The following is a 19,825-nucleotide window of genomic DNA, read 5'->3' on the forward strand; positions in this document are numbered from 1 at the left end:
GAACCGCATGCACCGACGAACAACGCGCAATAAATTGCGCCGCTACGGTGTGCGCAAATTCTGTTACTGCGCGCTGGCACCAATCTCTTTATCCCAACGTCCCAGTAACGCTTTACGTTTGGCTGAATCGCCGTAGGTCTTGAAGTCGTAATCGATCAATTTGATGTTCTCAAAGCGCGGCGCGTACTCTGAAATCTCCGCGTTGCGGTTCGACGGCAGCTGGAAGGATTTGGCCTCTTTCATATGCGATTGCGCTTCGGCGCTCAGCGCCCAGTCGTACCAGACTTTGGCGTTCGCGAGATTGCGCGCCCCTTTAACAATCGACATTGAGCCAATCTCATAGCCGGTGCCTTCACAGGGCGCGACGGTCTTGATCGGGAAACCGTCGACTTCCATCGCCACCGCATCATGCATAAACACAATGCCAACGGTGGTTTCGCCACGCGCCGCCGATTTCACCGGCGCCGAGCCGGATTTGGTGTACTGTGAAATATTGGCGTTGAGTTTTTTCAGGTAATCAAAGGCCTGATCTTCACCCATGATCTGCACCAGCGTCGCCAGCGTGTTGTAGGCCGTGCCCGACGAGTTCGGGTTGGCGATCTGAATTTCTCCTTTGAAGCTTGGGTCCAGCAGATCGGCCCAGCATTTCGGCTCTTTCAGCTTTTTCGACGCCAGTAATTTGGTGTTGTAACCCCAACCGAGCGCGCCGGCGTATATGCCCACCGTGCGGTAATGGGAGTTTTCCGCCTGCTTCTGCGCCCAATCCTGCTGCTGATCGAGCAGCGGCGATTTGTACGGCTGCGTCAGCCCCTCTTCCGCCGCCTGCATATGCGGATCGCCGGTGCCGGCCCACCAGATATCAGTGCGCGGATTGCGTGCTTCGCTGCGCAGGCGCGCATAAGCTTCGCCCGCCGAGAGGCGCACCATGCTGACTTTGATATCCGGATGTGCCTTGCTGAAGATGTTGGTCATGTGCTCGCACACCACCACATCGGCGGAGCAGACCATGTTCAGATTGCCCGCCGCCGAGGCGGCAAAAGGTATGGCAGTGCAACAGAGGGATAGCGCGATGGCCATTGAGGTGACTCGCATAGTGTTCTCCTGGATTGTAGGGTTGGTGCTTCATTGGCACCTTTTCTTGCACGTGTGTGCAAAGTAGTAATGAACAAGAAATGTCCTGTCAAACACCACGCTGCGCAATTGTTAGGCGATGTCACAAAAATGCAACAAATGAGATCTAAAGCGGTTTGCACAGCTTTGCAATCTGAGGCAGACTCAGTTTCAGCCAGATTGTGAAGAGGTGTTGAACATGCAGCATGAGAAAGCGGTGGTGAGCGCGCAGGATGTCGCTGAACGCGCGGGCGTATCGCGCTCAGCGGTGTCGCGCGCGTTTACGCCGGGCGCCAGCGTGTCACCGGCAACGCGAGAACGGGTGATGAAGGCGGCGGAAGAGTTGGGGTATCACGTCAATCATCTGGCGCGCGGTCTGGTGCGCAATCGCAGCAGCATTGTCTGCCTGATCGTCTCGGAAATCGCCACGCCCTATCGCGCCAGTCTGGTACGCTGGCTGACGCAGTTTTTGCAGGAAGCAGGCAAAGTGGCGATGCTGATCAACACCGACCGCTCAGATAACAGCGTTTCGGCGGCGCTGCAGCAGGCGATTAATTTCCGCGCAGATGCCTCAATCATTCTCTCCGGCATGCCGGATCGCACCATCACGCGCCAATGCTATAAACACGGCCAGCGCATCATTTTGATCAACCGCGATGAAGCGTTGCCGGGCTCGCTTAGCATCAATCTCGATGCCGAAAGCGCCGCGCAAACGGCGGTAATGGCGTTTCAGCGCGCCGGTTGTCAGCATCTGGCATTTGCCAATTCGCTGGCGGGCACGCCGAGCCTGAAAAAGCGCGAAGACGCCTTTGTGCTGGCGGCCGAACGGGCGGGATTAACCGTGACCATCGAACGTTTTGGTACCACCTCGTACGAGAGTGGGCAGATTCTGGCGCACCGCTTGCTAACGCGTCATCAGCGACCGGACGGCGTGTTTTGCGTCACCGATTTGGTGGCCTGCGGCTTTATGGATGAAGCGCGCCACCGCTTTGCGCTGCGCGTGCCGGAAGATCTCTGTTTGATCGGTTACGACAACATCGCGCAGGCCGGCTGGTCATCCTACAATCTCACCACGTTTTCCCAACCGGTTGAGCAGTTTGCACAGGATGCGGTGAAGTGGTTGATACAAACCGAGCAGGAGGAAACCGGCTTCACGCCGCAAGTTGAACAGCAGCACGACAGCCTGCTGTATCAGGCCGATGTAGTGTGGCGTGGTTCGGTGCGCGGCGGTTGACAAACCTTTTTTACCACGCCGCGTAACCAACGATGCGCCGCGTCATTTTCCAGTCTCGGATGCCACAGTTGTGACACTGTCATTTCTGGCGTGGCGAACGGCAGTTCAAACATCGCTAAGCGGGTGCTGTTTTTGATCAACGGATGATGCAGAAACAGCGAACGCGGCACCAAAGCGATGTGATCCGATTCCTGCGCCAGCGCCACCGCGCTGGAGAATGCCGCTACCACCGCCGCCACCTTGCGGGTTAATCCTGCCTGCTTTAGCGCATCGTGAATCGGCCCGCCAAGCTCACCGCGCCGTGACGCCACGATATGACCAAAAGCGGCGAACTGGGTGATATCCCGCTGCTGCGTGAGCGGATGCCCGGCGCGCACCACGCCAACGAAGCTATCGCGGAACAGCGCCTGCAGGCGAATCTCCGGGCCCATATTGCCCAGCACGCCAATCTCCAGATCGATGTTGCCTTCGCGCAAATCGCGCGCGCTTTTCTCCGGCTTGGGCACAAAACTGAGCCACGCGTGCGGCGCCTGGTGCGCCACGGCAGCGATGAGCGCGCTGCCAAAGGCTTCGACGAACCCTTCATTGGTGCGCAGGGTGAAGCAGCGGTCTAGCTGATGCAGATCCAGCGACTGCGCCGTTGGGCTTAACACCGCACGCGCCTCGCGTACCGTGTGATGCGTGCGCTCGCGGATCGCTTCGGCATAAGGTGTCAGCACCATGTTGCGTCCGGCGCGCACTAACAGCGCATCGCCGGTGGTGGCACGTAAGCGTCCCAGCGTGCGGCTCATCGCCGATTCGCTTAAGCCCAAGCGACGCGCAGCGCCAATCACGCTGCCTTCAATCAGCAGCGCATCCAAAGCAATTAACAGATTCAGGTCGGCATCATTCATGCGGTCTATCCTCGCCGATTCAGCGCAGTGAGACAAGGCGTTTGGTGCAGGTTAATACTGCGAGTGCTGCGCGTTCCGCCTGCCCTCGCCCGGCGCTACACTCTTCTTATCGCAAACACCGAGGAGAACAACATGAAGATATTACTGATTGGCGCATCGCGTGGCCTGGGTTTGGCACTGGCGGAAACCATGCTGCAGCGCGGTTATCAGGTGGTCGCCACCGGACGTGAAAACTCGACAGGAAATTTACAACAACTGGCCGATCGCTTCCCCGCAAAGTTGACGGTGGAAAGCGTGGATATCAATGAACCGGAACAGGTCGCAGCGCTGCATACGCGGCTGGCGGATTGGCAGTTCGATATGCTGTTCGTCAACGCAGGGGTGAAAAATGATGACCGCGAAACCATCGCCGATGTTTCCACCGAAGAGTTCACCCGCGTGATGGTGACTAACGCGCTAAGCCCGTTGCGGGTGATTGAAACCTTTAAAGATCGCGTTACGCCCAGCGGCACTATTGCGGTGATGTCATCTGGCCAGGGCAGTTTGACCAACAACACCAACGGTAATTACGAGGTGTATCGCGGCAGCAAAGCGGCGCTAAATATGTTTATGCGCAGCTTCGCCGTACGTAGCGGCGGCGAGCGCACGTTATTGTTGATGGCACCCGGCTGGGTGCGCACCGATATGGGCGGCCCGGAAGCGCGTTTGACCATTGAGGAGAGCATTCCGAACTTGCTGAACACGATGGAAAGCCACGCTGGGCGACGCGGAATTCATTATCTGGATTATTTAGGGCGTGTGGTGCCGTGGTAAACGTGCAGGTCGCCATTTATGGCGACCTCATCAAAGCGGCTTACTCTTTATCAGCCCGCGCAGCCTCTCCCGCAGCCAGCGGCTGGCGGCATCTTCGCTACGCGCGTTATGCCACAGCAGCGACACTTCATAATCCGGCATATTGACCGGCACTGGCGCGGCGCTCAGGTCATACAAATCGCACCAGGATGGCACCAAACCCTGCGGCACCGTAGCGAACAGCGGCAAACGCTTAAGCAGCATCGGCAACGCGGAGAAATTTGGCGTCACATAGCGCACGCGCCGCGCCACACCTTGTTGCTGCAGCTGCCGATCCAGCACGCACAAATAGCGGATCGTCAAACATCTCGCGCAGACGTTTTAACGCCGCGCTCACTGCCGGTTGTCCGAGATAGAGCCGATTTGCCGCTTGCGTGACACTGCGCACCTCGTACATCACCAGCAACACCACCAGCAAATTCAGGTCGATGCGCGAAAAATCATTTTCGTTGATGCTTTGCATGATTCTAATCGATTTAAATAATGATCGTGCCGCCAGTATAGTGAGGCTTCTTCGCTGCCATCAAAAAATTTAGGAGCACCTCATGACGATTCGCGTCGGCGATTGCCTGATTACCAAAGTGAGCGAACAAACCGCCGCCTTCCCGCTGGGCGTGCTGTTTACGCCACATCGCGCGGAAATGAGTGACGAATTAGCTGAGCAGCCCGCCGAAATGTCGATTCATAGCTGGGTGGTGCGCACCGGTGAGCACACCATCATTATCGATACCGCCACCGGCAACGGCCGCAATCGCGATAACAAGCCATTATTTCACCAGCTGAACACGCCGTATGCCGCAAACCTCGCGCAGGCGGGCGTTGATCCGGCGGAAGTGACGCTGGTGCTGATGACGCACATTCATACCGATCACGTTGGCTGGAATACGCATCAGCGTGATGGCGAATGGCTGCCGATGTTCCCGAATGCGCGCTATATCTGCTCGGCGCGGGAACTGGCGCACTGTCAACAGAATCCGGCGGCGCAGGAGCTCTATCGCGACAGTATTCTGCCGCTGATCGGGAGCGGCCAGCTTGAGACTATCAACGTGCAGGATTCACCTTTGTTTGCTGGCGTGCTGCGCTATCTCTCCACGCCCGGTCACAGCGTTGATCATGCATCGATTGTGCTGGAAAGCGCCGGTGAATCGGCGATCTTTGCCGGCGACGTGATGCATAATGCCATTCAGTTTCAGTATCCGTACTGGAACTCACTGTTTTGCGAGGATAAAGCGCTGGCGGTCACTTCACGGCAACGGGTGGTGGACTGGTGCGCACAACATCAGGCAATCTGGTTCAGCACGCACTTTAATGGCAGCTCGTGCGGACGCGTCACGCGCGACGGGCAATGGATTCCGCTGGAGGTTTAACCTGATGCAATACGCTGAATATCTCACCGCTTCGATTAACGAGTTACAGCAGGCGCTGACGCAGTGCACGGTGAGCGCTCGCCAGTTAGCTACCTTCGCGCTGCAGCGCATTGGCGAGGTGGATCAACCGCGCTACAACGCCATCACCTGGCTGTTTGCCGAACAAGCCTTAGCGGCAGCGGACGCCAGCGATGCGCGTCGTCAGCGCGGCGAGGCGGCGGGACCGCTGGAAGGTATTCCGGTGCTGATTAAAGACAATATCGAAGTGCAGGGCTGGCCAACCAGCGCCGGTTCGGTGCTGCTGCGTGAGGTTATTGCCAGCGACGATGCGCCGCTGGTTACCCGACTGAGAAAGGCAGGCGCGATTCTGATCGGCAAAACCGCCATGCATGAGCTGGCGGCGGGCATTACCGGCGCGTCGTCGTTAAGCGGATTTACCCATAATGCGTGGGTTGAAGGCCGCTCGCCGGGCGGATCGAGCAGCGGTTCCGCCGTGGCGGTCGCAGCCGGTTACGTGCCGCTGGCGATCGGCAGCGATACCGCCGGATCGGTGCGCATTCCGGCGGCGTTTAACCATCTTTTTGGCCTGCGCATGACGCGCGGTGCAATCAGCACCGACGGCATTGTGCCGCTGTCGCCAACTCAGGATATTCCCGGCCCGCTGGCGCGGTCGGCGGCGGATTTACGTTTAGCGTCTGAAATTCTTAGCGGACAACAGTTTGCGGAGAGCGATGAGCCGCTGCGCATCGGCATCTGGCTGGAAGGGTTTGCAGCCGATGAAGACGAGATTAATCAGGCGGTTCGCGCGGCGCTGGCGGATTTCGCGCCGCGTGAGGTGAGTTATCCGCAGCTGGAGACGTTGGCCGCCGACGCCAATATCATCGGCTACGAATTTGCCGCTGCGCTGGCGGCGTATCTGGCGGATAAATCGCAGGCGCAGGTCCGCACGCTGGCGGAAGTGGTGGCGTCCGGGCGCTATCATCCTCAGCTGGAAACGGTGTTTACCACGCGGGCCCAGCATCGGGGCGTTGAGAGTGAAGGTTACCGGCGGGTGCAGCAGCGTCAGCGCGATCTGTATTTGCAGCTGGCTGAATTTTTCGCCGCGCAGCAGATCAATCTGTTGGCTTATCCGGTGGTGCGCCGTGCGCCGGTTAAGCACGGTGAGATGCAGGATGGCAGCAACGCGCTGATTTCAGCGGTGACCGGCGCACCGGCGATCAGCATTCCAGCGGGATTCAGCGCCGCAGGTTTGCCGATTGGGCTGGAGCTGCTGGCGCTGCGTGGGCGGGAAGATTTGTTGCTGAGCGCGGCGGATAAGTTTGTTTAGTATTGCCCTCACCCTGGCCCTCTCCCGCCCGCGGGAGAGGGTTAGTGTGAGGGAAAACGTGCTTTACCCGTGCAACGCCAATCCCTTAATCGCCTTATCCACCGCCTTCTTCGGGCCGCGCAGCGCAATGCCGACCAGATTCAAATGATCAGCATCCTCCGTCATAAACACTTCGCGGTTCGCCGCATCGTGACCGGTGGAAAACATCGCTTCCACGTAAGGAATAATGGTTAACTCGCGCTCCAGTCCCTGACGGTGCGCACGCTGCAAACCGGCCAAATCCCCGGCAAACACCAGCATCGGCTGGCCCGCCATGTTGCCGTACTGTCGCGCTTTGGCATCAACATAGGGTTCGCCCATCATCTCGGGGGCGGCGGACGCCACGCCGGTAGCGAGGAACGCCACCACATTCAGGCGCTGCCAGGTGGCTAAATCATCACGTACGATCAGGGCGATTTTGGTATCAAACATCTGCAACAACTCTCCAATGACAACGAAAACCTCATCATCTAAGAGCAGGCGGGGAAGCGTATAGAACGTTTGTGCACTGACGTTGATAAGCGGCGGGCGTCATGCGATAGGCGCGCTGAAACCAACGGCCCAAATGACTTTGATCGGCAAATCCAACCTGCGCCGCCACCTGCACCGGCTCAATGCCCTGCGCCAGCAACGCGCGCGCGCTGCGCAAACGCAAACGCACCAGATAGGCATGCGGCGATTGGCCGAACGCCTGTTTGAACTGGCGCGTGAGGCGAAATCGATCAATGCCGGAAAGGCGCGACAGCTCATCCAGACCAATATCCTGCGCCATAAAATCGTGCAGATAGTCGCGCAGCAGCTGCATCTGACGCATCGCTTCGCTGTGCTGCAGGCTGGGTTTGGTATCCAGATGGCGTGACAGCAGGGTGAGCAAATGATCGAGGCTTTGATCGCGGGCCAACCGCCCTTCGCCCTGATGCACGGCAAACCAGGCTTGCTGAATGGCGCTGGCTAACAGCGCATCGTCAGTTAACGTGTGGCGGAAAGCGCCTTCGATATTCGACACATCACCCAACCCGCGACGCTGCATCATCTCCGCCACCCAGCTTTGCGGCAGATAGAGCATCACGTAAGTGAAACCCTCGGCGTCCGGCGCATGGCCATCGTGGACCGCGCCCGGCTCGATCAAAATCGCCCGGCCCGGCGTGCTGGTGTGCAGTGAACGATGGCAGTTAAAACGTTGTAAACCTTGTTGCGTCACGCCCACCAGCAGTTCGTCGTGATCGTGCGGATCATAAGCGTGTCCGCGAAAGTGCGCGTTGACGCTTTCAATTCCGGTCTCATCATCACGACGAAAATCAACCCAATCATTATTGGCTGGCATAGGCAATCTCTGGCAAAGACATCAGGCATAGCCTAGCAGCCGAAACCACAGATAATCCAGCGGTAACAGCAACACCGCGCTAAGCAGAAAAATCAGTGCGCACAGCTGTAAACCGGCCTTCGCCGGAACGTTGCCGAGTCCCATCGCCACCACCACCGGCGATGCCTGATACGGCAGCAGCGGCGTAGCGTAGGCAAACACCTGCAACATGATCACGGTGAGTAGCGGAAAGCCAGACGCGTTCGCCAGTTCTTGCGCCATCGGCGTCACCATCGCCGGTACGCCGTTGGCGGTGAGCACAAAATTCAGTAGTGACACCAACGCATTGAGCACCGCGAAATTGCTGAAGGATGGGTGTTCGTGCAGCGGCAACACGTTAAGCAGAGTATTGGCGATCATCCGTCCCAGGCCTGAATCCACTACCAGCGTGGCGACGCCAAGAATCCCGGCAATGTAGATGCAGGTGCGGAAATTTACCCCGCTGGCAAAGTCCTCGCTGGAGATAAAACCTACGTGCGGCAATAAACAGATACAGGCCGCCGCCAATCCCACCCACGCAGCCGGTAAGCCGTGTACGCTGTCGGTCATCCACAGCAGCAAGGTGATCGCCAGCAGGCCAATCAAGCGCCACTCGCTGCGGCTAAGTGCGGTTAAGCTGTCGCGCTTCTGCACCGCTTTGGGCTGCGCGCGAAACAGAAACAGCAGGCAACCTATCAACAACAAGCCTTTAGCGATGCCCACCACCGGCATATGCAGCAACCACCACGGCAACCATTGCAGATGTAGCTGATACGCGCTTTCCGCCGCGCCGCTCAGCACCAGATTCGGCACATTGGCGGGCAAAATACTGGCGGAGAGCTGGAAGGTGCCAAATCCCACTGCCAGCGCCAGGCCAATACTGCCGCAGCTGCCCGCTTTGATTCCTGCGCGTTCGCCCATCGCCAGCACCACCGGCATCAGCAGCGCGATGCGTCCCATATTTGAGGGCATAACAAACGCCAGCAGATAAGTCAGCAGCACGGTGCCCGCAATCATACGCGGCCAGCTTTGGCTAAGCGGCACCACCAGCCAGTTCGCCCAGCGCTGCGCCAGACCAACTTTGCGGATCGCCGCGCCCAGCACAAATCCGCTGAGCACCAGCCAAAACGCCGACGAGGCAAAACCGCTGAATATGCTGCTGGCAGGAGCCAACTTTAGCAACATCGCCGCCGTGAAAAACAGCAAAGCGGTAACGTATTCCGGCAAACGCGCGCTGGCCCATAGCAAAATGGTGGTGCCCACCACCAGCGCGGTGAGCCAGAAGTTGAGATCTGCGGTCATTGATGAACTCCCTTTCTTTTCCAGGTCGCCATAAAGGGCGATGCTACGAATGGGTATATTATCCCGCCAGCTGCGTGAGCCAGTGGATTAGCGCAGCGCTGCCCGGCTGGCTGAGCGAGCGCTGCGGCCAGGCGAGGAAATAGTGTTTGCTGAGCGGCAAGCTAAGCGGATCGACAACCACCAACTCGCCGCGCGCCAGTTCGTTGGCAATCAAACGCCGCTGACCGAGCAGCAAGCCCGCGCCTGCCACGGCGGCATCAATCGCCAGCGAGGTAAGATTGAAACTGAACGACGGCTGCGGTGGCGCATCGTCAATGCCTTTGGCCTGAAACCAGCTGCGCCAGTCAGGTAAGAAACGCCCTTCATTGCCCCAGTCGAGGTGAATCAGCGGCGCGTGCTGCAACACCTTCTGACCGGCAAAACGATGCAGTAGCGCTGGGCTCGCCACCGGCAACACCTCATCGAGAAACAGCAGCTGCTTGTCCAGCTGCGGATAGCGATCTTCGCCGAAACAGATGACAAAATCGGCCGGCGTGGCGTTAAAATCTACCTGCGTATGGGTGCCGTGCAGCGATAAATCGATTTCCGGACAGTGCGCGCGCCACTGCGCGATGTTCGGCAGCAGCCATTTTGAGGCCAGCGCCGGCAGCGAATAAAGCGTTAATCGCGGTGCCGACGCCGCATGGCGCAGGTTTTGCTGGCCGAGGTGCAGAATGTCGAACGCCTCAGTGACATAACGCAGATACTCTTTGCCCATCTCCGTCAGCATCACGCCGCTTTGTGTGCGCACAAACAGCGTGCTGCCCAACTGCTCTTCCAGCTGGCGAATTTGCTGGCTCACGGCGGCGGGCGTTAACGCCAGCTGCGCAGCCGCTTTCGCCAGGCTGCCCAGTTCCGCCGCCACTTTGAAGGATTGAATGACGCTGATTTTGGGCAAACGCGGTGATGGCGCGGGCATTAAGGTTTCCTTAGCAAGGTGTTAAATTTTTATCGTTACGTATTAACATATCAGCGAGTTACAGTCTTTACACACCTGTAACACATGAGAAGTAAAACTATGTCTGCCTTGATTCGTTTCGATCTGCATCCGCTGGCCGATGCCGACTGGCGTCGCACCTGCCGTGAGCAACTTAATCAGCACGGCGCTTTAGTTTTGCGTCAGTTCCTGCAGCCTGCTGCGCTGCAGGCCATCATTGCCGAAGGCGATGCGCAGCGCCATCTGGCGTATCACACCGCCAGCAAACATAACGTTTATCTGATGAAAAAAGATGAGGCTTTCAGCGCCGATCATCCGCGTAATCGCGATGTCATTAGCACCAAAGGCTGCATCACCGATGATGTGATTGCCGCCGACTCGCCGCTGCGCCAGCTCTACAACGATGAACTGTTCAAAAGCTTCCTGTGCGATGTGCTGGGTGAAGAGGCGCTCTATCCGTATGCCGATCCGCTTTCGTCGATCAATCTGCACTACGCGCCCGACGGCCAGGAACTGGGCTGGCACTTTGATAACTCGTCGTTCGCCATCACGCTGCTGGTGCAGAAACCGCGCGCCGGCGCCGTGTTCCAGTATGTGAAAGATCTGCGCGATGCCGATGCCGGTGAGATGAATTTCGACGGTGTGGCGGCGGTGCTGGATCAGCGCCAGCCGGTGGAAGCGCTGGCGATTGATGCCGGGGATTTGGTGCTGTTCCGTGGCCGCAATTCGCTGCATCGCGTTACGCCAACCGAAGGCGATATCACCCGCATGCTGGCGGTGCTGGCGTATAACACCGAGCCAGGCATTGCCCTGTCGGAAACCGCCCGCATGACGTTTTACGGACGCTTATAAATCGATTAGCGCCCGCCAGCCACGCACAAAAATCTGCTGGGTGCGAAAAGCCACCAGCGCGCGCCAGTCAGCGTCGGCGGGCCAGAATCCTTCCACCAGTTCCTGCTTAATCGCCCGCCCGCTTTCACTGGCTGGATCGCCTTGCAGATGCAGCCAGTGATCGTCACGCACGCGGCGCCAGGATAGGTGCCGCACTCCACCACCAGCGGCAAAATCTGCGTTTCCGGTAGCGACGTCAGCAGAAATTGCGACACATAGCCGGTAGCCGTCGCGGTCACGCCGGTTTCGCTGTCGCGCCCTGCGCCGGTGAATAGCAGCGTTAACCATTCTCCATAAATCTCCTTGCCCCAGTCATGTGCGGCAAAACGTTGCTCGGCAATCGACAGCAGCATCGGATGTCCCCACGCGCCCGCGCCGGTGTGCAGATCGAAGCTGATGATGGTTTTGGCGTGCGACAAGTGATCGGCGATGATGGTTTGCAGCGTGCGGTACGACCAGCCTGGCTGTTGGCCGCCGAAGAAGAAACCGTCCGCCGCGCCATATTGCCCCGCTTCCACCACGCGTTTTATCGCCGGCCAACCGGCGCTGTTTAGCGCGTCAGCTAACCGCTTATCGGCGCTGGCGCGGTCGCCGTGATAAATGCCATGCCACGCGGCGTAATCGGGATTGGCAGGTGTGGGCTGTGAAAAATCGATAAAGTTGCGATTGAGGTCGATGTTGTCTTCATTGACGCGGCGTAAATGCGCCGCGCCCCACGGATTGAGCAGATGCAGCATCACGATAGCAGTATCCGCCGGCAGCGCCGTGAGGTTGAAGGTATCCAGCCAGGCGATCTGGCAATCGGAGCCGTAATAGCCTTCTACGCCGTGCGTGCCGGAGATCACCAGCATCAGCCGTGATGCGTTGACATCGCCGATTACCGCGACATCAGTGAAAAGTTCCTCACCCTGCGGACCGGGTAACGGATGCGCGTAGGACGTTAATGCGCCGTTTTGCCGTTTGACGGCGGCGAGAAAGCGGGCGCGTTGAGTTGGGTAGTGCGGTAAGTTCGTCATGATTTTTGAGTGAGTGTGGGTGCGGTTGGTGGGCAAGGTCGTCATCAATGGCGACCTTGCGTGCATATGAATTTTACGGATAGACCTTGAATTTGAAGTACTTCTTCGCCAGTTGATCGTAAGTGCCGTTGCTGTGCAGTTCGGCCAGCGCGTTGTTGATCAACTTCAGATTGGCCGCATCGTCTTTACGCAATCCAATGCCCACGCCATTGCCCAATACCTCTTTATCCACCAGCGTGGCGCTGATGACGTAGTCTTTGCCGGCTGGCGTGTTAAGAAAACCTTGTTCTGCCGAAACCGCATTGGCCAGGCTGGCGTCGAGCCGTCCCGCCACCAAGTCAGGATAGATCTCCATCTGATTAGGGTAAGAAACCACACTCACGCCCTTGGTTGCCCACTGCGCTTTGGCGTAGGTTTCCTGAATGGTGCCCTGCGCGACGCCGATTCTTTTGCCGCGCAGCGCGTTAATGTCTCCCGTTAGCGGCGCTTTCGCGGGTGTGAGCAATGCGCTCGGCGTGACGTAAAGCATGTCGCTGAAGGCGACCTGCTCGCGGCGTTTCTCCGTCATCGACATCGCCGAAAGAATCGCATCAAACTTTCTCGCCTGCAGCGCCGGAATGCTGCCATCAAAACCAATCTGCACCCATTGGCACGTCACTTTGGCCTGGGCGCAGATCGCGTTGCCGAGGTCGATATCAAAGCCCTGCAAAGAACCGTCGCTGGCTTTGGATTCAAACGGCGGGAACGTCGGATCAACGCCGAAGCGCAAGGTTTGCTGGGCAAATGAAGCGTGGCTGAAAGCACTCAGCGAAAGCAGTAAGGCGAAAGAGAGATTCTTCTTCATTATTAACTCCGGCAGGCAGAAATGTTCACAAAGGGATGCAGAGTTAATAACATGGTGGACAGGTTGTCACTACAGAAATTACGGATTTTGAGTAGAGCAAATACTTATAATAGTTAATAAGTTAGCTTTTATTTATGCCCCATTAAGTTTTACTTAATGCTCGTCGGTCAAGATATGAAAACCGCTAATACCGAGAGCACACATTGTAGCGGCGCAATTCATTGCGCGATAAATCGCGCCGCTACGAAAGTGTGCGAATTTGCAGCAACGGAATTGATTAAATAAAGGTAAAAATCTCGTCACGCGGCAAACGTGATTTCGGCAGCGCGGCGTTGAAATCCGCATCGCTGCGATAGCCCAGCGACACCAGCACCACGCTGGTAAAGCCTTTTTCACGCAGGCCCAGCGCCTGATCCAGCGCACGCTGGTCAAAACCTTCCATCGGTGTGGCATCAATGCCCAACATCGCTGCGCCCAGCAACAATCCACCCAGCGCCAGATAAACCTGCTTTTCCATCCACTGCGGCACATCGCGTGATTCATAGCGATGCATATCGACATAGCTGCGACGCACCACGTCATTGTTCGCTTTGCTTTCCGGCCTGGCGTAACGGCCATCAGCATCTTCCTGATCGAGCACGTTCTGCAAATGCGCTTCATCCAGATCGGTGCGCATGCACAGCGCGATAACGTGCGAGGCATTGCGCACTTTCGGGCTGTTATAGGCAAAGGCGCCATCAGTGGATGCGGCGATTTGCTCGCGACCCGCTTCGGTAGACGCCACCACAAAATGCCAAGGCTGGGAGTTCACGGATGACGGGCTGTTGCGCAGCACGTTCAGCAGGGTTTCGATTTCATCCTGCGGCAGGCTTTTACCTTGTTCAAAGGCTTTTACAGTGTGACGACGAGCGACTGCATCATTGAGTGTCATGGCCTATTCCTTTTTCTTTGTAGCGCGATAAATCGCGCCGCTACAGAAGCTTGCGGATATCCGTAGCGGCGCAATTTATTGCGCGTGGTTTGCATGATTTATTGCGTTAATTTGGTTAAAACCCGCTCAATACGATCTTACCGCGTGCACGACCGCTTTCGATCAGCGCATGCGCCTTGCGCAAATTGGCGGCATTAATAATGCCGTGATGTTCGCCGGCGGTGGTTTGCAGCGTTTGGTCATCAATCAGCTGGCTCACGCGCTGCAGAATCTCATGTTGGCGCTGCATATCGGCGGTATGGAACAGCGAGCGCGTAAACATCAATTCCCAGTGCAGTGAAATCGCTTTGCGCTTCAGCGGCACCGCATCCAGTGTCTCGGGATCGTCGATCAACGCCAGCTTGCCCTGCGGCGCGAGCGCATCAATCAGCTGATCGTAATAGCTGTCGGTATGCGTCAGCGAGGCGACATAGCGCACCTCTTTATGTCCAATCGCCGCCAGCTGTTCGCCCAGCGGTTGAGAATGATCAATCACATGGTGCGCACCGAGTGAACGCACCCAATCCGCCGTTTCCGGGCGGGAAGCGGTGCCGATCACCGTCAATTTGGTTAGCTTGCTGGCGAGTTGCGTCAATATGGAACCGACGCCGCCACCTGCGCCAATAATCAGCAGCGCGGCGTTGTCATCGGCTTGTACCTCAAGACGATCAAACAGCAGTTCCCACGCAGTCAGCGAGGTCAGCGGCAGCGCGGCGGCATCGGCGTCATTCAGTGAACGCGGTTTGTGCCCGGCGAGGCGTTCATCCACCAGCCCATATTCGGCATAGCTGCCAGCGCGCGTGATATCACCAGCATAAAACACCTCGTCGCCCGGCTGGAACAGCGTGACGTCTGCGCCCACTGCTTCCACCACGCCTACCGCATCCCAACCGAGAATGCGCGGCTGATCGGTTGGCGCACCGGCGCGTACTTTGGTGTCCACCGGGTTCACCGCAATGGCGTGAATTTTTACCAGCAGATCGCGCGCGCCCGGCGCTGGCTTATCAACCTCAAGCTCATACAGCGCATTTTCATTGGAAATCGGTAAACCGTTTTGGCTATAAACAATGGCTTTCATCAGGCAGATCCTTATTCATCAGCAGGTTTGGTGAAGTAAATTCAGCATAGCGGTCCGCAGCGCAATGAAAAATGCCAGTTGCAGGTGAACACTTTCACTCTTAGAGTGAAAATCCCTGCTGACTACCACGATGAATAAGAAGATGATCCGACTGGAAGATGTCACTCTGTTTGTGCGTTCAGCCGCACTCGGCAGCTTTTCACGCGCGGCGCGCGAGGTGAATTTACTGCCCGGACAGGTCAGCGCGGCAATTCAGCGGCTGGAGCGGGAATTGGATCGCCGCTTGTTCGCCCGTTCTACCCGCAGCCTGCGCTTAACCGCCGAAGGAGAAAAGTATCTGCCCTTTGCGCAGGAGATGCTGGCGCTGATGCATGCCGGTGCCGACAGCTTGCAGAGCGATGAAGATGCGCTGAGCGGCGAGCTAAAAATCGCGCTGCCGTCGGATATTGGTCGCAATATTTTGCTGCCGTTGATCACTGACTTTTGCCGCGCGCATCCGGCGCTGGCGGTGCGGCTCTCCTTTTCCGACCAGATCAGCGATGTGTTCCGCGATCCGGTGGATATCGCCATTCGCTACGGCAAGCTGGAAGACAGCAGCTACGTGGCGTTGCCGCTGGCGGAGGACAATCGCCGCGTGATGGTGGCGTCGCCGGATTACCTTGATCGTCACGGTCGCCCGCAACAGCTGGAGGAGATCGCCCAGCAGCATCATGGCCTGCTGTTTATGATGGGCGGCCACGTTTACGACAAATGGACCTTTCCGCAGGAAGGCATGCGCCGCCAGATCACGGTGAAAAGCCGCATGCTGTGTGATGATGCCGAAGTGGCGCGCCGCTGGGCCATCGCCGGTATGGGCATCGCTTATAAATCGTGGATTGATGTCTGTGACGATGTGCTGTCCGGCAGGCTGGAGCGCGTAATGCCGGAGATGCCGGGCGAAAGCACGCCGCTGCACCTTATCTGCCCGCATCGCAAACAGTTTTCCCCCGCGATTCGCGCGCTGCATGAGGTGCTGCGTACGCCGCTGCGTGCGTTAACCGCGAAGCTCACCCAGCATGAGTAGCGTCGCGATTTATCGCCCAAGCTGGTCAATGAACTTTGCGCGCTGGATTCAGGAACCGCAATAATCTCTATACAAAGCAATTATCACGCATTATTTCTTGATAGACTGCAGCCTATAAAATAGACTGTAACCTATCAAGGACGAATACCGTGTGGAATGTTGAAGCTACGGATCGATTTTGGCAATGGCTCACAATGCAAGATGAAGCGCTGCGCATTGATATGCTCGCTGCATTGAAATTACTGTCCCAGGAAGGCCCGCACTTGGGTCGTCCGTATGTTGACACGCTCTATTTTTCAAAGATTTCCAATATGAAAGAACTGCGTGTTCAAAGCAATGGGCGCCCGATTCGTGGCTTCTTTGTCTTCGATCCGCATCGCAAAGCCATTGTGCTCTGTGCGGGAAACAAAGCAGGAAAGAACAAAAAACGATTCTACAAAGAGATGCTCAATCTTGCTGAGCATGAATACCAACTTCATCTGAACTCACTCAAGAAGAGTCACCATGAAAACGTTAAAAGAGATGCTGGCGACGCTGACGCCGGAACAGCAGCAAAAGGTTGATGAGCGTGTTACGCAGATGCGACTGGAAAGTCAGCTGTATAAGTTACGCGAACAGTTACAGCGCACCCAGCGCCAGCAAGCGGAAGCTATGAATATTGCACAATCCTCTGTGGCAGCGATGGAGTCGCGCGGTGCTGAGCTGAAAATCTCTACACTGAAACGCTACGTTGAAGCGCTGGGCGGCGAACTAACACTGGGTGTAAAAATGCCGGGCGGCGAACACGTTGATTTGATAGTTTGATTTTATACCTCGCAGTCACTCAAGCATTAAAATGCATAGGTATGCAGGTGCGCATGAATGCGCACCCTACGACAGCGGGTCCCGGGGTCACTCCATGAATGGCGACCTCATCACATCAACTTACCCTGGAAAATCGGCACCGATTCGAACAGATAGCCATCAAAGTCTGGCGCATCGGCATCGGATAACTCCAGTAGCGTATTCTTGACGTTTTCCAGGTGCTGCCACATCGCCTGCCAGGAACCCATGACATCACGGCGGCGCAGCGCGGCCAGAATCGTTTGATGATCGCCCAGCCACTTCAGGCGATAGGCGCGGGTTTCATACTGCGGACGCAGTTGCTGCCAGAGCGGGCTGGCTTCGTGATGACGCCAGACGCTGGTAACGGTATCGAGCAGCATCTGATTTTGCGTCGCGCCTGCCAGTAGCAGATGAAATAACTTGTCGTTATCCTGGCTGCTGTCGTTGAGTGCGATGGCGCGCTGCTCTTGCTCCAGCGTGCGGCGCAGGTTTTCAATATCGGCTTTGGTGGCCATTTTGGCGGCGAAGGCCGCGATGTTGCTCTCCAGCAGCTGACGCGCCTGCAACATCTCGAACGGGCCGACATCGCTGCGGAAAAAGGCCTCTTCCGCATCCTCGCTTTCCGAAGGAATGCGCATCACGTAAACGCCAGAACTTTGACGGATATCCACCGTGCCTTCCAGCTCCAGCATTAGCAACGCTTCACGCACAATGGTGCGGCTCACGCCCCAGGTTTCGGCCAACTGCCGCTCTGGCGGCAGTCGTGATCCAACCGGATAATGACCATCAAGGATTTGCTGACGCAGATGCTGACCAATTTCCTGATACTGCTTTTTCTCTTGTGGCGCTTCGGCTTTTTCCACGCTCTCACCCTTTTGCATCATGGTGCATTCGGCCCGGCCGCGTCCTGTGCGAGCCGGAGCCTGACTGCTATCTGGGCGCTAGTGTACCAAAGCCAGTGCCTGATCGAGTACCTTTGCACCATTCAACGTGCCGTAAGCCACGGTATCGATCACCGCAATCGGCAGTTGATAGCTGTCGGTCAGCTTTTTATTCTCCTCCAGCTTAAAGCGCACCTGCGGTCCCAGCAGCACCACCACCACGTCCTGACCGTAGTTTTGTAACTCTTCACGCAGGTTTTGTTCCGGAATAGCGTAGATCTGATACTCAAGACCGCGTGCTACCGCCTCTTTCTCAATGCGGGTGACTAACATCGAAGTCGACATGCCTGCCGCGCAGGCCAGAATAATGCGTTTCATTGGTGGTCCTTATTTGGCTTCATCGTCAATGTTGAGGGTCAATTGCTGGGTGTCACGCAACTGACGGAACCAGTGCGCGGATTTCTTCATCCGCCGCTGCCGCTGGTTGTCGAGGTCGATCTCGATCAGTCCGTAGCGGTTTTTGAAGGCGTTCATTGGTGAAACGTTGTCGGTGAACGCCCACAGCATGTAGCCCTGACAGTTGCTGCCCGCTTCACGCGCACGCACCGCCTGGTAGAGATGTTCAGCAATAAAGTTGATGCGGTAGTCGTCCTGAATTTCGCCCTGCGCATCCTTAAACTGCGCTTCGTTCTCGATGCCCATGCCGCTCTCGGCCACAAACCACGGCAAATTGCCGTACTCCTGTTTCATGCGCTGCGCCATGTCGAAAACAATGCGTGGCTGAATCTCCCAGCCGCGCGAACTGTTCATGCGGCGGCCCGGCAGCTCAAAATGTTCGTAGTAAAAAGCGGGATGGAACGGCGTCTCCGGATGCCAGCCGCGTGATGGCGCTTTAACACGATGCGGATAGTAAAGATTCAGCCCCACTTCATCGACGGTGTTGGCGGCGATGATCGCCAGCTCTTCCTCGGTGACATCCCACTGCACCTCATGTTTATCCAGCAGTTGCAGCAGTTCCGCTGGATAGACGCCTTTGATCGCCGGATCAAGAAACACCCGGTTGTAAAACAGATCGTAGATTTTTGCGGCTTTAACATCGTGCGCCGCCGAAGAGCGCGGATAGGTCACTTCCGGATTGAGAATGGTGCCCACCGTGCCGGCATAACCCTGCTGGCGGAACAGCTTAACCACCTTCGCCGTGGCGAGATTTTTATGATGATTCCACTGCATCCACTTATGGGTGTTCTGTTCATACGGCCAGCGCAGCGCATCAAGATAGACGCGCGTCTGCACCACAATCGGCTCATTGAAAACAAACCAGCGCGTCACTTTTCCGGCGTAGCGGGCAAACACCTTCTCGGCATAGCGAGTAAAAAGCTCAACCACATGTTTTGATTGCCAGCCGCCGTACTCTTCCAGCAACTGTAGCGGCAGTTCGTAATGTTCGAGACACAACATCAGTTCAATACCCTGACGCTGCATCTCATCAATCAACTGGTCGTAATAGGCCGCATACTCCTCATCAACCACCGCGTTTTCATAGTCGGTGAGAAAACGCGACCAGTTGATTGAGGTGCGATAATGCGTCAGCCCCGCCGCTTTCATCAGCGCCACGTCTTCGCGGAAGCGGTTGATGAAATCCGTTGCTACCGCCGGTCCATAGCCGTTATGCCAGACGTGGCGATCCTGCTGATACCAGGCATCCAGATACGAATCCTGCCCGGCTTTTTTGCCGCTCCAGCCTTCGGTTTGCCAGGCCGATGCCGCCGCGCCGAGAATAAAACCCTGCGGCAGCGCAATAGTGTGCTTACTCAT

Annotated in this window: 20 protein-coding genes and 2 pseudogenes; 8 read left to right on the forward strand and 14 right to left on the reverse strand. The window is 57.0% G+C overall.

Translation table 11 applies throughout. The features are described from left to right. Window positions 1-63 precede the first annotated feature (63 nt). Entirely contained in the window at window positions 64-1,092 is a 1,029-nt protein-coding gene (locus P6287_RS22390; protein ID WP_101761718.1) for an ABC transporter substrate-binding protein, read from the reverse strand. A gap of 217 nt (window positions 1,093-1,309) precedes the next feature. On the opposite strand from P6287_RS22390, the gene P6287_RS22395 reads away from it, so the two are divergent. After that, complete coding sequence (locus tag P6287_RS22395) at window positions 1,310-2,344, forward strand: LacI family DNA-binding transcriptional regulator (protein ID WP_277975076.1); 1,035 nt, start codon at window positions 1,310-1,312, stop codon at window positions 2,342-2,344. Here P6287_RS22395 and P6287_RS22400 read toward each other — a convergent pair. Further along, window positions 2,302-3,237 carry a LysR family transcriptional regulator gene (locus tag P6287_RS22400; protein WP_277975077.1) on the reverse strand — a complete coding sequence of 312 codons (936 nt, stop codon included), beginning with the start codon at window positions 3,235-3,237 and terminating at the stop codon, window positions 2,302-2,304. The genes P6287_RS22395 and P6287_RS22400 overlap by 43 nt on opposite strands. Window positions 3,238-3,369: 132 nt before the next feature. Here P6287_RS22400 and P6287_RS22405 point away from each other — a divergent pair, with 132 nt between their 5' ends. Further along, a complete protein-coding gene (locus P6287_RS22405) occupies window positions 3,370-4,050 on the forward strand; it encodes an SDR family NAD(P)-dependent oxidoreductase (RefSeq protein WP_192413207.1) in 681 nt (226 codons plus the stop codon). A gap of 30 nt (window positions 4,051-4,080) precedes the next feature. Here P6287_RS22405 and P6287_RS22410 read toward each other — a convergent pair. Then, window positions 4,081-4,552 (reverse strand): annotated as a pseudogene (locus P6287_RS22410) (LysR family transcriptional regulator). An 82-nt stretch (window positions 4,553-4,634) separates the two neighbouring features. Here P6287_RS22410 and P6287_RS22415 point away from each other — a divergent pair. Both P6287_RS22415 and P6287_RS22420 read left to right on the forward strand, forming a co-directional pair. After that, on the forward strand, window positions 4,635-5,456 hold the full coding sequence (locus P6287_RS22415) for an MBL fold metallo-hydrolase (RefSeq protein ID WP_277975078.1): 822 nt from the start codon (window positions 4,635-4,637) through the stop codon (window positions 5,454-5,456). Window positions 5,457-5,460: 4 nt separating this feature from the next. Next, window positions 5,461-6,783 (forward strand): amidase, encoded by a 1,323-nt coding sequence (locus tag P6287_RS22420; RefSeq protein WP_277975079.1) that lies wholly within the window; start codon window positions 5,461-5,463, stop codon window positions 6,781-6,783. Between the two features lie 63 nt (window positions 6,784-6,846). Here P6287_RS22420 and P6287_RS22425 read toward each other — a convergent pair whose 3' ends face one another. The 4 genes from P6287_RS22425 to P6287_RS22440 are packed head-to-tail and all read right to left on the reverse strand — an operon-like array spanning window position 6,847 to window position 10,424. Beyond that, window positions 6,847-7,254, reverse strand: a complete 408-nt coding sequence (locus tag P6287_RS22425; RefSeq protein WP_277975080.1) for a DUF2000 family protein — start codon at window positions 7,252-7,254, stop codon at window positions 6,847-6,849. 34 nt (window positions 7,255-7,288) lie between these two features. Then, window positions 7,289-8,146: an AraC family transcriptional regulator gene (locus P6287_RS22430; protein ID WP_101761724.1), complete on the reverse strand. Its 858-nt coding sequence runs from the start codon at window positions 8,144-8,146 to the stop codon at window positions 7,289-7,291. 21 nt (window positions 8,147-8,167) lie between these two features. Then, on the reverse strand, window positions 8,168-9,466 hold the full coding sequence (locus tag P6287_RS22435; RefSeq protein WP_277975081.1) for an SLC13 family permease: 1,299 nt from the start codon (window positions 9,464-9,466) through the stop codon (window positions 8,168-8,170). 58 nt (window positions 9,467-9,524) lie between these two features. After that, window positions 9,525-10,424 carry a LysR substrate-binding domain-containing protein gene (locus tag P6287_RS22440; protein ID WP_277975082.1) on the reverse strand — a complete coding sequence of 300 codons (900 nt, stop codon included), beginning with the start codon at window positions 10,422-10,424 and terminating at the stop codon, window positions 9,525-9,527. A 99-nt stretch (window positions 10,425-10,523) separates the two neighbouring features. Between P6287_RS22440 and P6287_RS22445 the strand changes: the two genes are divergently transcribed. Next, complete coding sequence (locus P6287_RS22445; protein WP_110866747.1) at window positions 10,524-11,294, forward strand: 2OG-Fe(II) oxygenase; 771 nt, start codon at window positions 10,524-10,526, stop codon at window positions 11,292-11,294. On the opposite strand, the pseudogene P6287_RS22450 reads toward P6287_RS22445, so the two are convergent. The 4 genes and pseudogenes from P6287_RS22450 to P6287_RS22465 all read right to left on the reverse strand — a co-directional run bounded on the left by P6287_RS22450 (window position 11,289) and on the right by P6287_RS22465 (window position 15,241). After that, a pseudogene (locus P6287_RS22450) lies at window positions 11,289-12,349 on the reverse strand (DUF2817 domain-containing protein). The gene P6287_RS22445 and the pseudogene P6287_RS22450 overlap by 6 nt on opposite strands. A gap of 73 nt (window positions 12,350-12,422) precedes the next feature. Further along, a complete protein-coding gene (locus tag P6287_RS22455) occupies window positions 12,423-13,193 on the reverse strand; it encodes a transporter substrate-binding domain-containing protein (RefSeq protein ID WP_277975083.1) in 771 nt (256 codons plus the stop codon). Window positions 13,194-13,470: 277 nt separating this feature from the next. Then, complete coding sequence (gene nfsB, locus P6287_RS22460) at window positions 13,471-14,124, reverse strand: oxygen-insensitive NAD(P)H nitroreductase (protein WP_277975084.1); 654 nt, start codon at window positions 14,122-14,124, stop codon at window positions 13,471-13,473. Window positions 14,125-14,239: 115 nt separating this feature from the next. Continuing rightward, entirely contained in the window at window positions 14,240-15,241 is a 1,002-nt protein-coding gene (locus tag P6287_RS22465; protein ID WP_277975085.1) for a zinc-binding alcohol dehydrogenase family protein, read from the reverse strand. A gap of 142 nt (window positions 15,242-15,383) precedes the next feature. On the opposite strand from P6287_RS22465, the gene P6287_RS22470 reads away from it, so the two are divergent. The 3 genes from P6287_RS22470 to P6287_RS22480 all read left to right on the forward strand — a co-directional run bounded on the left by P6287_RS22470 (window position 15,384) and on the right by P6287_RS22480 (window position 17,108). After that, window positions 15,384-16,304, forward strand: coding sequence for a LysR family transcriptional regulator (locus P6287_RS22470; RefSeq protein WP_277975349.1), 921 nt, complete (start codon window positions 15,384-15,386; stop codon window positions 16,302-16,304). Window positions 16,305-16,453: 149 nt separating this feature from the next. Further along, on the forward strand, window positions 16,454-16,867 hold the full coding sequence (locus P6287_RS22475; RefSeq protein WP_137387249.1) for a type II toxin-antitoxin system RelE/ParE family toxin: 414 nt from the start codon (window positions 16,454-16,456) through the stop codon (window positions 16,865-16,867). After that, window positions 16,809-17,108, forward strand: a complete 300-nt coding sequence (locus P6287_RS22480; RefSeq protein ID WP_222234281.1) for a helix-turn-helix domain-containing protein — start codon at window positions 16,809-16,811, stop codon at window positions 17,106-17,108. Before P6287_RS22475 ends, P6287_RS22480 begins: the two co-directional genes overlap by 59 nt. Before the next feature lie 110 nt (window positions 17,109-17,218). On the opposite strand, the gene P6287_RS22485 is transcribed toward P6287_RS22480, so the two are convergent. From P6287_RS22485 to P6287_RS22495, 3 genes are all read right to left on the reverse strand, one after another. Beyond that, the gene (locus P6287_RS22485; protein ID WP_036650080.1) at window positions 17,219-17,992 is read right to left on the reverse strand and encodes an FCD domain-containing protein; all 774 of its coding nucleotides are present in this window, start codon (window positions 17,990-17,992) and stop codon (window positions 17,219-17,221) included. Window positions 17,993-18,070: 78 nt separating this feature from the next. Further along, the gene (locus P6287_RS22490; RefSeq protein ID WP_008110135.1) at window positions 18,071-18,388 is read right to left on the reverse strand and encodes a PTS sugar transporter subunit IIB; all 318 of its coding nucleotides are present in this window, start codon (window positions 18,386-18,388) and stop codon (window positions 18,071-18,073) included. Between the two features lie 9 nt (window positions 18,389-18,397). Then, window positions 18,398-19,825 carry a glycoside hydrolase family 1 protein gene (locus P6287_RS22495; protein WP_277975086.1) on the reverse strand — a complete coding sequence of 476 codons (1,428 nt, stop codon included), beginning with the start codon at window positions 19,823-19,825 and terminating at the stop codon, window positions 18,398-18,400.

Source organism: Pantoea sp. X85, from assembly GCF_029623675.1.
Lineage (GTDB): Bacteria > Pseudomonadota > Gammaproteobacteria > Enterobacterales > Enterobacteriaceae > Pantoea > Pantoea leporis.

What these genes read in the sequence shown, in the direction of transcription:
- P6287_RS22390 (WP_101761718.1), bottom strand. Translation starts at nt 1,092, where the DNA reads ATGCGAGTCACCTCAATGGCCATCGCGCTATCCCTCTGTTGCACTGCC.
- P6287_RS22425 (WP_277975080.1), bottom strand. Translation starts at nt 7,254, where the DNA reads ATGTTTGATACCAAAATCGCCCTGATCGTACGTGATGATTTAGCCACC.
- P6287_RS22495 (WP_277975086.1), bottom strand. Translation starts at nt 19,825, where the DNA reads ATGAGTAAGCACACTATTGCGCTGCCGCAGGGTTTTATTCTCGGCGCG.
- P6287_RS22435 (WP_277975081.1), bottom strand. Translation starts at nt 9,466, where the DNA reads ATGACCGCAGATCTCAACTTCTGGCTCACCGCGCTGGTGGTGGGCACC.
- P6287_RS22470 (WP_277975349.1), top strand. Translation starts at nt 15,384, where the DNA reads ATGATCCGACTGGAAGATGTCACTCTGTTTGTGCGTTCAGCCGCACTC.
- P6287_RS22490 (WP_008110135.1), bottom strand. Translation starts at nt 18,388, where the DNA reads ATGAAACGCATTATTCTGGCCTGCGCGGCAGGCATGTCGACTTCGATG.
- P6287_RS22440 (WP_277975082.1), bottom strand. Translation starts at nt 10,424, where the DNA reads ATGCCCGCGCCATCACCGCGTTTGCCCAAAATCAGCGTCATTCAATCC.
- P6287_RS22465 (WP_277975085.1), bottom strand. Translation starts at nt 15,241, where the DNA reads ATGAAAGCCATTGTTTATAGCCAAAACGGTTTACCGATTTCCAATGAA.
- P6287_RS22430 (WP_101761724.1), bottom strand. Translation starts at nt 8,146, where the DNA reads ATGCCAGCCAATAATGATTGGGTTGATTTTCGTCGTGATGATGAGACC.
- P6287_RS22415 (WP_277975078.1), top strand. Translation starts at nt 4,635, where the DNA reads ATGACGATTCGCGTCGGCGATTGCCTGATTACCAAAGTGAGCGAACAA.
- P6287_RS22405 (WP_192413207.1), top strand. Translation starts at nt 3,370, where the DNA reads ATGAAGATATTACTGATTGGCGCATCGCGTGGCCTGGGTTTGGCACTG.
- nfsB (WP_277975084.1), bottom strand. Translation starts at nt 14,124, where the DNA reads ATGACACTCAATGATGCAGTCGCTCGTCGTCACACTGTAAAAGCCTTT.
- P6287_RS22400 (WP_277975077.1), bottom strand. Translation starts at nt 3,237, where the DNA reads ATGAATGATGCCGACCTGAATCTGTTAATTGCTTTGGATGCGCTGCTG.
- P6287_RS22445 (WP_110866747.1), top strand. Translation starts at nt 10,524, where the DNA reads ATGTCTGCCTTGATTCGTTTCGATCTGCATCCGCTGGCCGATGCCGAC.
- P6287_RS22455 (WP_277975083.1), bottom strand. Translation starts at nt 13,193, where the DNA reads ATGAAGAAGAATCTCTCTTTCGCCTTACTGCTTTCGCTGAGTGCTTTC.
- P6287_RS22480 (WP_222234281.1), top strand. Translation starts at nt 16,809, where the DNA reads ATGAAAACGTTAAAAGAGATGCTGGCGACGCTGACGCCGGAACAGCAG.
- P6287_RS22395 (WP_277975076.1), top strand. Translation starts at nt 1,310, where the DNA reads ATGCAGCATGAGAAAGCGGTGGTGAGCGCGCAGGATGTCGCTGAACGC.
- P6287_RS22420 (WP_277975079.1), top strand. Translation starts at nt 5,461, where the DNA reads ATGCAATACGCTGAATATCTCACCGCTTCGATTAACGAGTTACAGCAG.